Origin of the sequence: Acidovorax sp. NB1, from assembly GCF_005405905.1 — a bacterium.
Lineage (GTDB): Bacteria > Pseudomonadota > Gammaproteobacteria > Burkholderiales > Burkholderiaceae_C > Acidovorax.
Window position 1 is genome coordinate 57,994 of the sequence record NZ_BJHU01000032.1, and the last position, 12,115, is coordinate 70,108.

A 12,115-nucleotide genomic window follows, 5' to 3' on the forward strand; every position below is an offset into this window, starting at 1 on the left:
AAAAGCACGGAGGCCCATGTTCATTGAGCTGGTCAAAGGCGTTGCCTTGCTGTTGGCGCTGTGTTTTCTGCATGGCTTCAACATCCGCCTGTGGCGCCACCGACCGCTGGTGGGGCAGGCTTTTTCGGGGCTGATCTTTGGCGGCATCTGCGTGGTGGGCATGCTCACCCCGGTGGTGCTCATGCCCGGCGTGATTTTTGATGCGCGCTCGGTCGTGCTCAGCATGGCGGGGCTGTTTGGCGGGCCGCTGGTGGCCTGCATCGCGGCGGCCATGGCGGCCACGGGGCGCCTGTGGCTGGGCGGCGCGGGCGCCGAGGTGGGCCTGATGGTGATTGCCCTGTGCACCGTGATGGGCCTGGTCTACCGCGAGGGGCGTGCACGGGGGCGACTGGGTGTGGAGCCCGTTACCCTGGCACTGTTCGGGCTGCTGCTGCACACGGCGGTGATTGCGCTGTTTCAGTTGCTGCCTGCCGAGGCCGTGCAGCGCATCAACCAGACGCTGGCCTTGCCCTATCTGCTGACCTTCACCCCCGCCACCGTGGTGCTGGGCCTGCTGCTGCGCGATGTGGAAGAGCGCATGGCCACCGAACACGCGCTGGCGGGCACGGCCGCGCGCCTGCACGCCATCGCCCAGGCCATCCCCGACGTGCTGCTGGTGCTGGACGCGCAGGGGCGCTATGTGGAAGTGCTCTCGCCCGACGACACGGCGCTGGCCGCCAGCGCGCCCGCGCTCATCGGCAAACGCCTGCACGAGGTGCTGCCCGCCGAGCAGGCCGACCGCTTCATGGCCCTGGTCCGCGACACCCTGCAATCGGGCCAGACCCACACCATCGAGTACGAGATGCAGACGCAGGCGGGGCTGCGCCAGTTCGAGGGGCGCACCCAGCCCCTGGGCGTGAAGGTGGGTGGCCAGGCCGCCGTGGTGTTCCTGGCCCGCGACATCACCAAACGCAAACAGGCCGAAAGCGCGCTGCGCGAGTCTGAGCTGCGCTTTCGCTCGCTGCTGCGCAACATCCCATCCATCTCGGTGCAGGGCTACCTGGAAGACGGCACCACCAGTTACTGGAACAAAGCCTCCGAACACCTCTACGGCTACACCGCCGAAGAGGCGCTGGGCGCCAACCTGCTCGACCTCATCATCCCCCCACCCATGCGCGAGGCCGTGCGCAGCCATGTGGAACACATGTTCAAGACGGGCGAGGTCATCCCTGCGGGCGAGCTGCAGCTGCAGCGCAAAGACGGCTCGCCCGTGGATGTGTTCTCCAGCCACGCCTACATCCAGGTGCCCGGCCACCCGCCCGAGATGTTCTGCATCGACATCGACATCTCGGGCCGCAAGGCCGCCGAAGACGAGGCGCGCTACCTGGCGTTCTACGACGCCCTCACCCAGCTGCCCAACCGGCGCCTGCTGGTGGACCGGCTGCAGCAGGTGCTGGTCAGCGGCGCGCGCTCGGGCCTGACCACGGCCGTGCTGTTTGTGGACCTGGACAACTTCAAGACCCTGAACGACACCCGGGGCCATGAGGTGGGCGACCTGCTGCTCAAGGAAGTGGCCCAGCGCCTGCGCGGTTGCGTGCGCGAGCAGGACACCGTGGCCCGCCTGGGCGGCGACGAGTTTGTGGTGGTGCTGCAGAACCTGAGCAGCGACCCCACCGAGGCCGCCGCCCAGACCCGCACCCTGGGCGAGCTGATCCTGGCCCAGCTGCGCCAGCCGTATGACCTGGCCGGGCACGAGCACCATTTCTCGGCCAGCATCGGCGCCACCTTGCTGCGCCACCACCGCGACTCGGTGGACGAAGTGCTCAAGCAGGCCGACATGGCCATGTACCGCGCCAAGGACGCGGGGCGCAACACCCTGCGCTTTTTTGACCCCGACATGCAGCAGGCTGTGAACCGCCGCGCGCTGCTGGAGACCGAGCTGCACAACGGCCTGCGCCAGGCGCAGTTTCTGCTGCTCTACCAGCCGCAAGTGGACAGCCAGGGCCACATCACCGGCGCCGAGGCCCTGGTGCGCTGGCGCCACCCGGTGCACGGCATGGTTTCGCCCGCAGAGTTCATCCCGCTGGCCGAAGAATCCGGCCTGATCCTGCCCCTGGGCCACTGGGTCATGGAAACCGCCCTGCGCCAGCAGGCCCACTGGCGGCACAACCCACAGTTCGCCCACCTCAGCCTCGCCATCAACGTGAGCGCACGCCAGTTTTTGCAAGAAGACTTTGTGGCACAGGTGCTTGCACTGCTGCAGAGCACCGGGGCCAGCCCGGCGCAGATCAAGCTGGAGCTGACCGAGAGCCTGCTGCTGGACAACGTGGACAACGTCATCGCCACCATGCAGGCCCTCAAGGCCCATGGGCTGGGCTTCTCGCTGGACGACTTTGGCACCGGCTATTCGTCGCTCAGCTACCTCAAACGCCTGCCGCTCGACCAGATCAAGATCGACCAGGGTTTTGTGCGCGACGTGCTGCTGGACCCCAGCGACGCAGCCATTGCGCGCTCCATCATCGGCCTGGCAGGCGCCCTGGGCCTGGACGTGATCGCCGAAGGCGTGGAAACCACCGAACACCACCAGTTTCTGCTGTCGCATGGCTGCCGGGCGTTCCAGGGCTATCTGTTTGGCCGCCCGCTGGCGCTGGAAGACTTCGAGCGCCAGGTGCAGCAGCAGGCCACCTAACCCCACACATTGGCAGGCAGCCCCGCCCCACGGCCCTGCCCTTAGCAGGGGCAATCAAGTTCTGCCGCCCGCTGGCCGATATCTCCTTGTGGCAACCGCGGAGGTGTCCCATGAAGATCGAATCATCCGCCCTGCAGATGCAGGCCCAGCACGTCGCGACGCGCGTGCACACCCAAAGCAGCCGCTTTGAAGCCTGGGTGGGTGACCGCCGCCCCGCCAACGCCCCCAGCCCCGCCCGAGCGGTCCCAGCCGTCCAGATCTCCAGCGCCGCGCGCCTGGCCCAGGCTGCACAGTCCACCGAGGCCACCACTGCCCCCCGAGAAACCGACGCCGACGAAGGCCTGACACCCCAGCTCGCCCTGATGCGCGACCTCATCGCGCTCATGACCGGCGTGCGGGTGCGCGTCTACACCGGCACCGAGGCCCCGACCGAAGCCCCCACCCCACCCAGGCGCCCAGCGCAAGCCCAGGCCGACTCGGCCCCCGGGCGCCAGCGCGCTGGTTTTGGCCTGGTTTATGAACAGCGCGAAGTCATCGAAGAAACCGAACGCACCCAGTTCAGCGCCCAGGGCGTGGTGCGCACCGCCGACGGCCGCGAGATCCGCTTCACCTTGCAGCTGGACATGCAGCGCAGCTACCGCCAGGAATCCTCATTCAGCCTGCGCCTGGGCGACGCCACCGCCATCGACCCGCTGGTGATCAACTTCGACGGCACCGCCGCCCAGCTGCAAGACCAGCGCTTCGCCTTCGACCTGAACGGCGACGGCGAAACCGAAAACGTGCCACTTCTGGCAGGCAACCGGGGCTATCTGGCGCTGGACACCAACCAGAACGCGCTCATCGACAACGGCCTGGAACTCTTCGGCCCCGGCACCGGCAACGGCTTTGCCGAACTGGCACAGCACGACAGCGACGGCAACGGCTGGATCGACGAAGCCGACCCGGTCTACCAGCAACTGCGCGTGTGGACCCCCAGCGCCGACGGCACCGGCCGCCTGCAAACCCTGGCCGAACTCGGTGTAGGCGCCGTGCAGACCGCCACATCGGCCACTACCCCGTTTGCCCTGCGCACCGCCGACAACACCCCTCTGGGCGCCGTGCGCTCCACCAGTGTGTACCTGCGCGAGGACGGAGGGGTGGGGACGGTGCAGCAGATTGATTTGAGTGTGTGAAAAACCAAGGGGCTGGCAGGCTCACTCAGATAGCCGGAAGAACTGGGTGATGTCCAACCCGTCTTCAGGCCGACACTGACGCATGGGCCACCTGCGCATCCACCCAGTCGGCATACTCCGCCGAGGCCTGCAACGTCTGCACCACCAACTGCGGTAGCTCATAAGGATGGTGCGCCCGCACGAGGGCCAGCAGCGGACGAAGGGCCCGCGGTGCGGTTTTGTACACCAGCCGGAATTCGCGGTCCTCCTGCAGTGCACCCTGCCAACGGAAATGGGCTGTGATCGGCTCCACCTGCACACAGGCCGCCAGCCGTGCATCCAGAACCAACTGCGCCAGCAGCCGCACTTGCGCGTCGGTGGCCACGGTAGTGGTGACAACGGCAATATCGCAAAGAGCGGTCGGCTCGGTCATGCGCGTCTCCAGAAAGCATTGGGCGATGCAGTCTGCCACGGCGGAAAGTGCAATGCCAGAGCCTCAACCAACCACCACCCAAAGCGTGAAAAGACAGTTCCGTTTGTCGCAACAATCGAGAAAACCTGGAGCAACGCTGCGCGGAACCCTGGGTTTTTTGCTTGCTCACACACCATGCAAACGTCTGAAGCTTGGTGAATTCATCGAAAAAACCCTTTTAAATCAACAGCTTAAAAAACAACTCTGTGTTTGCACACCTGTCACCCGTGTCGATGTGCATTGAGTGTTGTACTGCCGAATTTGAGAAATCAACGACTTGGAGCGACACGGGGTGCATACCCTTGTACTTTTTATTCCTTCAGTGTTGTACTTTCCCGGGTGTTTCTCACTGAGTCTTGTATTTTTTCCAGCTTGGCCGCTTGGCGCGCCATCAGCTCAGGATCTTTCTACTTAGGGCCGCATTTAAACGCTTGACGCAAAGAACAGCGTTTTGGCCAAGCGGCGGCTACAGGCTGATAGCAGTCGTCGATGTTCAGCCGTTCACTGACTGCATATGTTCATACCGGACACTGGCAACTATCGGGGAACAATTCCATGCCACTGCATCCTCGGCACCTGCGTACAGGCTATAAGGCAGCTAGATATTCCCTCTTCATGGACTGAACCAGGTCGGCAGTAGTCGGTAAGGATGTCACCCCCGACACCGAATGCCCCGCACTCCATAGATCCGACCACCGTTGAATGACTGGTCCTTCAGATCCTCCTCCGAATTTGTTGCGCGCTTCCTGAACGGACACTGTCTCGTCCAACGCTTCGGGGTCGAGACCCACCCGGACGATGGACGGCTTCAAAAAGTTCGCGGGCAACCCGGTGAAGGCGCGTGTGGCGAGCACATCGTCCATGGAGCTTTCCAGAAGCATCTCTTTGTAGTCCGCCGTCGCCATGCTTTCCTGGGTGGCGATGAATCGCGTACCCACACACCCCAGGTCGCACCCCAACACGGTCGCGGCGCGCAGCGCCACGCCGTCCGAGAGGCCGCCCGACAGCACGATAGGACCATCGAAGATCTGGCGCACGGCGCGCACGAACGCGAAAGGGTTGGCCCAGCCGGTGTGACCGCCTGCACCGGACGACAAAAGAACGAGGCCGTCGACGCCGGCCTCCAGCGCGCGCTCTGCATGGTGCAGCGAAGCGACATCGGCAAATACAAGGCAACCGCCATCTCGCAAAGCGGGAATCACCGAAGCGGGTGAACCCACGCTCGTGATCACCAGTTCCGCACCGTGGCGCACGATCAAGTCCACTTCGGCCTTGAGGCGTGCGGGGTCGCGCCGCATGATGAGGTTGGGGCAATAAGGCGCTCGGCTGGGCTGTTCTTCGGCTTCGCGCTGAAGCCGCTGCAGCCACGCCGCAAACTCGTCCAGCGACGTGCAATTGGCTGTGGGAAACGCGCCAATGACGCCGGCCGCGCACGCGGCCGAAACCAGCTCAATGCCAGAGACACGCAGCATGGGGGCCGCAATGACGGGCACCACCAGCCGCTCCATAAAAGGCAGTCGGTTCATTCTTGTTCCATTCCGTTCTGTGAATGCATTGCGTGAAGGGCCGCGATGGCTTGCACCGCTTCGTCCACGAGGTCGTTGACGATGGCCTGCAGCGGCTCGATGCTCTGAGCGAATGCGATGGACGGCCCCAGGGAGACCATGCCATGGCGCCAGTCGCCCTCTGCGTAGCAACGGTCGCGCGCGACGGTTCCGCTGATGAGGTCGCCGAATGCAGCGTGTTCAGTGGCACCCGCCCGCTCGATGGCCTGAACCTGGCTCGCGGTGTCATTCAGAAGCACGCGCCAGGTGGTGCCCAGTGACTGCAGCAGCCGCACTGTGGAGTGCTCGTCACAGGTAAGCAAATGCTCCTTGTAAAGAGGGTGCGTCTGGACCTCCTCGCACACCAGAAAGCGGCTGCCGATGAGCACACCGTCCAGCCCCTGGGCCAGCACCGCTGCCAGTTGCCTGCCGCGGCCGATGCCGCCCCCCAGCACCACGGGCACCTTGAACTGGCCATGGGCGAGAGCGCCCAACAGCATGGTGGGCAGCTCGTTCATGCCGGGGTGACCACCTTCCTCCATGCCGACCAGGGCAATGGCATCGGCACCGGCACGCTCTGCAGAAAGCGCGTGGCGGATGCTGGAAGCTTTGTGGACAACGACGGCGTTGGCTTTGTGCAGCGCTTTAATGAGTTCGGCTGGCACATGCCCTGCTGTCTCAAAGATCCTCACACCATGCGCCAAAGCAGAATCCGTCCAGCGCGGAACCATGGCATTGGCTTCGGGCCGGTGCGAGAGCGTGAGGTTCACGCCAAACGGTTTTCCACAGGTCAGCTCCGTGCAGAGCGCCAGCGCGTCGCAAAAATCCGCTTCGCTGGCGTACGACCGGGGCGTAATGAATCCCATGCAGCCCGCATTCACCAGTGCCGCCACATACCGGGCGTCGGACAGCCACATCAGGCCGCCTCCCAGAATGGGGTGGTCGATCCCCAGCAGCTGCGTAATGCGCGTGCGCAGGACGGCGGCCATGACTCAGTCGCCCCTTGCACCCAGTGGTGGTGCGCCCGCTAGGTCGGTGCCGCCCATCCCCTCCATGGCCACCGGAAAGCGGACCCAGGGCATGTCATCACCCGCGGCAAACTTGCCGCGCGAGGCAAAGTGCGCCTGGGACGACAGTTCGACGGGATGAACCACGGGTGCAGCTGGAACGTCATGGCGGCACAGCAATTCGAAGGCTTCCCGCGAATCCAGTGGCTCCATGGCCTGCTCAATGCGCAGATTGATCGCATCAGCGACTGCCTTGCGCGCCTTGTGCGTGGCGTACTCCGGCCCGTCAAAGGGCGCCAGCGGCAGCGCTGCGCAGAGGCGCTTCCAGAAATGGTCTTCCAGCGCGGCAATCGACACGTAGCGCCCATCCTTGCACCGGAATGCGCCGTAGGCGGCTTTCACCAGCGTGGCCTCGCGCTGCGCATGCACCGTGCGCGCACTGGCCGACCGGTAGGCGCCCAGCCGTGGGTTCATCCAGTGCAAGGCGCAACCGGCCAGCGCAACGTCCAGGTACTGTCCCCTGCCCGTGGCTTCGCGCTGGAACAGCGCAGCGAGCGTGGCGGACAGGGCGTACATGGTCCCGCACAGGTCGGCCACCGGCAGCCCGAAGCTCTGCGCGGGGGCGCCATTGGGCTGGCCCGAGACGGCCAGCACGCCAGCGGCGGCCAGGTAGTTGATGTCATGCCCCGGCAGGTCGGCCCAGGGCCCTGTCTGGCCATATCCGCTGAGGGATACATAGATGAGTCGCGGAAAGGCCTGGCAGAGCGCAGCAGCGTCCAGGCCCAGGCGAGCCATCACGCCCGGACGGTAGGACTCGACCACCACGTCGGCTGACGCGATCAACGTGCGAACTTGGTCGCGCTGGGCCTCGTCCTTGAGGTCCACCATCAGGCTTTGCTTGCCCCGGTTCACGGCCTCGAACGCGCCCTGGCCCAGATGGCGCGCGTTGTCGCCGTGCGGCGGGCGCTCGATCTTGATGATGCGCGCGCCCATCTCCGCCAGGTTCTGCGTCAGGAACGGCCCCGGCAGCAGCTCGCTGAAATCCACCACGGTGATGCCCTGTAGCGGCGGCCGGGCTGTGGTTGAGGTCATGCGGTGGTTCTTTCGATGATCACGGCGTCGAGCGGCAGCACGCCCTCGCCCTGCGCGCCAATCCACACGGGGTTGAGGTCCATTTCCTCGATGCGGGCTGCGTTGTGCATCACGAAGTCCGAGATGCGCACCAGCAGCGTGTGCAGCGCTTCCAGGTCTGCCGGTGGCCGGCCGCGTGCCCCTTCCAGCAAGGGTAAGCAACGCATCTCGCGGACCATGGCCGCTGCCTCGCTGGCGGAAAGCGGCAACATGCGCCGCGTGACGTCGCGCAGGATCTCCACGTAGATGCCGCCCAGCCCGAAGGTCATCACGTGGCCGAACACCGGGTCGCGCGTGACGCCGACCATCAGCTCCAGGCCGCCGCGTGGCGCCATCTTCTCGATCAGCAGACCGTCGATGTGCGCGTCGGGCCGGTGGTGCTTCGCCGCCGCCATGATGTCCTCCCAGGCTTGGCGCAGTTCGTCGGCGTTCTGCAGCCCCACCATGACGCCGCCGATGTCGGACTTGTGCACGATCTGCTCGCTGGCGATCTTGGCCACCACGGGGTAGCCCATGGCGTTGGCCGCAGCAACGGCGTCCTCCACGGTAGGAGCCAATGCATTGGGCAGCAACGCGATGCCTGCTGCCAGCAGCTGGGACTTGGCCTCGGCCTCGGACAGGCTGCGCGTGGCGCTGGCGGGTGGCAGCGCCGCTACCGGGTTCAGCGGGGTGTGCGTGCCACGCGTGCGCTTCCAGCGGCCATATTCGATCCAGCGCTGGATGGCCTTGATGGCCTTGCCCACCGACCGTGGCGGGGCAAAACCGCCTTCGACCAGCATGCGATAGCCCTCGCCCATCCGATCGCTCATCCAGATGGGCAGGATCGGGGTGGTGCAACCCTTCTGCGCCGCAATGATGGTGCGCGCCAGCTGGATCGTGGTGTCGCCATAGTCCAGCGCGATCGGAACGATCACGCAGCCCAGGTGGGGGTCTGCCGCCACCGCACTCAGCGACTTCTCGATCAGCGCCGCATCGCTCAGCACGGCGGCGGTGGTGTCCACCGGGTTGTCCAGCGCAGCGAAGTCGGGCAGCAGATCGGCCAGGGCCTGCCGTGTGTGCGGGGCAAACTGCGCGAGGGTCAGGCCTGCGGTGCCCACGGCATCCGCCGTCAAGGCCGCCGTGCCGCCCGATGAAGTGTAGATGGCCACCCCTTCGCTGGGTGCCGGCTCGCCGCGTGCAAACAGCCAGGCGGTATCGACCAGCTCGTCGATGTCATCCACCTCGATCACGCCGCACTGCTTGAACACGGCGCTATTCACCTCGGCCGATCCGGTCAGGGATGCGGTGTGGGATTGCGCCGCCTTTTGCCCGTAAGCCGACTTGCCCACCTTGAGTGCGATCACGGGCTTGCCGTTGGCCGCCGCACGGTTCACGGCGGCCACAAACTTCGCGCCGTCCTTGATGCCCTCCAGCAAGGTCACGATCACCTTGATGTCGGGCGCATCGGCCATGTAGTGGATGAAGTCGGCCACCTGCAGGTCCACCTCGTTGCCGGTGGAGGCCCACAGGCCAATGCCGATGCCCCGGTCCATGGCCTGCATCACGTTGCGCCCCAGGCCACCCCCCTGCGTGGCCAGACCGATAGGTCCCTTGACCAGGTCGTGCGGGAAAGACGGCGAGAAGGTCAGGCCCAGGCGGTGGTTGACGTTGGTGAGGCCCGGGCAGTTGGGGCCGTACAGGCGCATGCCGCCTGCATCGGCAATCTCCTTGAGCCGCACCTGGGCGCGCTCGCCTTCTTCACCGGCCTCGCCAAAGCCTGAGGTCAGCACGATGGCAAACAGCACGCCCCGCGCCGCGCACTCCTCGGCCACGGCCAGCACACCCGATGCGGGCACCACGATCACCGCCACGTCGGGCGTGGCGGGCAGCGATGCCACGCTGGGCCAGCAGCGGTGCCCGCGGATTTCTGCCTTGGTCGGGTTGACGAGGTAGATGTCCCCGTCGAACTCGGAATGGTCCAGCAAGTTGGTCAGCGTGCGCTCGCCGATACTCTGCGGGCGGTCGGACGCGCCCACAAGGGCAATCGAGCGGGGGCGGATCAGTCGTGAAAGGTCAGTCAATCTTGTCTCCTGGTCGTTATGGGTGTGGCGATGCTGAGGATCAGACAATCGCAGAGATGCCCAGGATTTCGCGACCGGCGATCAAGGTCTGCACTTCAGTGGTGCCTTCAGGGATCGTGCCGCCGCGCGTGTCGCGGAAGATGCGCTCGATGGGATAGTCGGTGGCGTAGCCCAGGCCGCCGTGCACCTGCAGCGCCATGCTGGCGACTTCGTGTGCGGCCTCGGTGGCGTAGAGCTTGGCGATGGAGCAGGCGGTGCGCGCATCGGCATTGGCGTCCAGCGCGGCGGCCGCGCGCAGACTCAGTGCCCGGGCTGCTTCCACGCGGATCGTCATGTCCACGATGAGCTTTTGCACCAGTTGGAAACTCCCGATGGGCTTGCCGAACTGAGTACGGGTGCGGGCGTAGTCGATGGACAGGTCGAGCGCCGCCTGGGCGGCGCCCACGGCACCCATGGCAATGTTGACGCGTGCGCCGTCCAGGCCCATGAGCATCTTCTTGAGCGCGTTGCCCTCTTCGCCCAGCAGGTTCTCGCGGGGCACCTTGACATTGTCGAACGCCAGCTCCGCCGTGCCGGTGCTGCGCAGCACCATGGTGTCGACATTGCGCACTTCATAGGGCGATACATCGCGCTCTACCAGAAAGGTGGAGAGTCCGCCTTGACAATCGGGACTGAAGGTGCGCGCGACCACGATGCCGAAGTCGCCGAAAGCGCCGTTGGTAATCCACAGCTTGCGGCCGTTGAGAACGTAGTGGTCGCCCTGCAGGTCTGCGCGTGTCTGGACCTGCGCAATGTTCGAGCCCGTGCCCGGCTCGCTGATGGCGTTGAACACCTTCCGCTCGGACGCCAGCAGGGGCTTCAGGAAGCGTTCGCGCTGCTCCTCATTGGCTTCGGCCGCCAGCTTGTTGATGGCCGCGTTGGTGATGTTCACCATGGTCCGCAGCGACAGCCAGGTGTAGCCCGCCTCTTCCATGAGCATCGCCCAGGTCATCTGGTCCATGTCCATGCCGCCCAGGGCCTCGGGCAGGCGGCCACCGATGTATCCGAACTGGGACAGCTCCTTGAGGAGCTCGAATGGGAAGGTCTTGTCCCGGTCGTGCTGGGCCACACGGGGTGCGACTTCGCTTTTCATGAAGCGGCGCACGCTGTCGCGCAGCATTTCTTGTTCGGAATTCATCGTTGCATACATGGCTATGTCTCCTGGGTTGAATGCTTGGCCCCGCCGCTAGGCGGGCGTGGTGTCTTTGGTGCCCGCGCCGCGCCGGCCCGAGGCCGTGGCGCGCAGCGTGGGCGCGGGGTTCTGGGGATGGAACACGACTGCCTGTACCTCTTGCAAGGCTTGCAGGCAGGCATCCTTGGTGCGGCGCAGTCGTTCGGTGGGGCCGGCAATCGACAGCGCGAGAGGTTCGTCGCCCAGGTATCCAGCCACGGCGATGGCGGCCAACCCGTCAAAGCCTTCGTTCTCCACCCACATCCAGCCTTGCTCGCGCGCTTGCGCGATCTGCGCCTCCAGCGCTGCGAGGTCGGTAATGGAGCCGGGGGCGATCTGCTTGAGCGGCTTGAGCCGCAGCTGGCGCGCAGCCTCTTCGGGCGTGCCCAGCGCCAGCTCGGCCTTGCCCAAAGCAGATACGTGCAGGGCGATCTTGTTGCCCACGTTCTCTACATAGCGCAGCGGGTGTGTGCCCTCGGCAAACGCCAGGACCTTGACCACGCCGGCCTCCACGCGGCCGCACATGCCGGTCTCTCCGGTCTTGTCGCGCAGCAGTTCGCAGGCCTCAGACGCCACCGCGTAGAGCGAATCGCCCGCAGCGATGCCTTTGGCAATGGTGAGCAGACGGGCTGTGGGATAGAAGCGCCGGGTCCGCGCAGTCCGCATCAGGTAGCCCAGCTCATGCAGCGTGTGCAAGAGATCGGAGCAGCTGCTTTCGGGCAGGTCCAGCAGGCGCGCAAGGTCTGAGTTGGAGAGTTCGCGGCGCTCGCGGGCAAAGACCTCCAGGAGGGCCATGGTGCGAGAAGCGGCAGGGACGATGGTGGGCATAGGTTCTCCGGTATTTCGTAGATATCAACGAATCATATCTTTGA

Annotated in this window: 10 protein-coding genes; 3 read left to right on the forward strand and 7 right to left on the reverse strand. The window is 65.4% G+C overall.

Annotated features, from left to right (window positions below; translation table 11 throughout):
* Positions 1-16 precede the first annotated feature (16 nt).
* Together AvAM_RS17065 and AvAM_RS17070 are read left to right on the forward strand one after the other, a co-directional pair.
* Positions 17-2,668 carry an EAL domain-containing protein gene (locus AvAM_RS17065; RefSeq protein WP_137748172.1) on the forward strand — a complete coding sequence of 884 codons (2,652 nt, stop codon included), beginning with the start codon at positions 17-19 and terminating at the stop codon, positions 2,666-2,668.
* A gap of 110 nt (positions 2,669-2,778) precedes the next feature.
* A complete protein-coding gene (locus tag AvAM_RS17070) occupies positions 2,779-3,840 on the forward strand; it encodes a hypothetical protein (RefSeq protein WP_137748173.1) in 1,062 nt (353 codons plus the stop codon).
* A gap of 64 nt (positions 3,841-3,904) precedes the next feature.
* On the opposite strand, the gene cutA is transcribed toward AvAM_RS17070, so the two are convergent.
* Positions 3,905-4,252, reverse strand: coding sequence for a divalent-cation tolerance protein CutA (gene cutA, locus AvAM_RS17075; RefSeq protein WP_137748174.1), 348 nt, complete (start codon positions 4,250-4,252; stop codon positions 3,905-3,907).
* 25 nt (positions 4,253-4,277) lie between these two features.
* Here cutA and AvAM_RS17080 point away from each other — a divergent pair, with 25 nt between their 5' ends.
* The gene (locus AvAM_RS17080; RefSeq protein WP_137748175.1) at positions 4,278-4,535 is read left to right on the forward strand and encodes a hypothetical protein; all 258 of its coding nucleotides are present in this window, start codon (positions 4,278-4,280) and stop codon (positions 4,533-4,535) included.
* 343 nt (positions 4,536-4,878) lie between these two features.
* Here the strand turns inward: AvAM_RS17080 and AvAM_RS17085 are convergent, their stop codons facing one another.
* Genes AvAM_RS17085 through AvAM_RS17110 form a run of 6 tightly spaced genes read right to left on the reverse strand, consistent with a single transcriptional unit; the run spans position 4,879 to position 12,071 of the window.
* Positions 4,879-5,817 (reverse strand): nitronate monooxygenase family protein, encoded by a 939-nt coding sequence (locus AvAM_RS17085; RefSeq protein WP_137748176.1) that lies wholly within the window; start codon positions 5,815-5,817, stop codon positions 4,879-4,881.
* Positions 5,814-6,824 carry a nitronate monooxygenase family protein gene (locus AvAM_RS17090; RefSeq protein ID WP_137748177.1) on the reverse strand — a complete coding sequence of 337 codons (1,011 nt, stop codon included), beginning with the start codon at positions 6,822-6,824 and terminating at the stop codon, positions 5,814-5,816. The genes AvAM_RS17085 and AvAM_RS17090 overlap by 4 nt, the downstream gene beginning before the upstream one ends.
* A 3-nt stretch (positions 6,825-6,827) precedes the next feature.
* The gene (locus AvAM_RS17095) at positions 6,828-7,934 is read right to left on the reverse strand and encodes a CaiB/BaiF CoA-transferase family protein (RefSeq protein ID WP_137748178.1); all 1,107 of its coding nucleotides are present in this window, start codon (positions 7,932-7,934) and stop codon (positions 6,828-6,830) included.
* Positions 7,931-10,033, reverse strand: a complete 2,103-nt coding sequence (locus AvAM_RS17100) for an acetate--CoA ligase family protein (RefSeq protein WP_137748179.1) — start codon at positions 10,031-10,033, stop codon at positions 7,931-7,933. The genes AvAM_RS17095 and AvAM_RS17100 overlap by 4 nt, the downstream gene beginning before the upstream one ends.
* A 40-nt stretch (positions 10,034-10,073) precedes the next feature.
* Positions 10,074-11,222 (reverse strand): acyl-CoA dehydrogenase family protein, encoded by a 1,149-nt coding sequence (locus AvAM_RS17105; RefSeq protein ID WP_249368193.1) that lies wholly within the window; start codon positions 11,220-11,222, stop codon positions 10,074-10,076.
* A 36-nt stretch (positions 11,223-11,258) separates the two neighbouring features.
* Complete coding sequence (locus AvAM_RS17110; RefSeq protein WP_137748180.1) at positions 11,259-12,071, reverse strand: IclR family transcriptional regulator; 813 nt, start codon at positions 12,069-12,071, stop codon at positions 11,259-11,261.
* Positions 12,072-12,115 lie beyond the last annotated feature (44 nt).

What these genes read in the sequence shown, in the direction of transcription:
- AvAM_RS17065 (WP_137748172.1), top strand. Translation starts at nt 17, where the DNA reads ATGTTCATTGAGCTGGTCAAAGGCGTTGCCTTGCTGTTGGCGCTGTGT.
- AvAM_RS17070 (WP_137748173.1), top strand. Translation starts at nt 2,779, where the DNA reads ATGAAGATCGAATCATCCGCCCTGCAGATGCAGGCCCAGCACGTCGCG.
- cutA (WP_137748174.1), bottom strand. Translation starts at nt 4,252, where the DNA reads ATGACCGAGCCGACCGCTCTTTGCGATATTGCCGTTGTCACCACTACC.
- AvAM_RS17080 (WP_137748175.1), top strand. Translation starts at nt 4,278, where the DNA reads ATGCAGTCTGCCACGGCGGAAAGTGCAATGCCAGAGCCTCAACCAACC.
- AvAM_RS17085 (WP_137748176.1), bottom strand. Translation starts at nt 5,817, where the DNA reads ATGAACCGACTGCCTTTTATGGAGCGGCTGGTGGTGCCCGTCATTGCG.
- AvAM_RS17090 (WP_137748177.1), bottom strand. Translation starts at nt 6,824, where the DNA reads ATGGCCGCCGTCCTGCGCACGCGCATTACGCAGCTGCTGGGGATCGAC.
- AvAM_RS17095 (WP_137748178.1), bottom strand. Translation starts at nt 7,934, where the DNA reads ATGACCTCAACCACAGCCCGGCCGCCGCTACAGGGCATCACCGTGGTG.
- AvAM_RS17105 (WP_249368193.1), bottom strand. Translation starts at nt 11,222, where the DNA reads ATGTATGCAACGATGAATTCCGAACAAGAAATGCTGCGCGACAGCGTG.
- AvAM_RS17110 (WP_137748180.1), bottom strand. Translation starts at nt 12,071, where the DNA reads ATGCCCACCATCGTCCCTGCCGCTTCTCGCACCATGGCCCTCCTGGAG.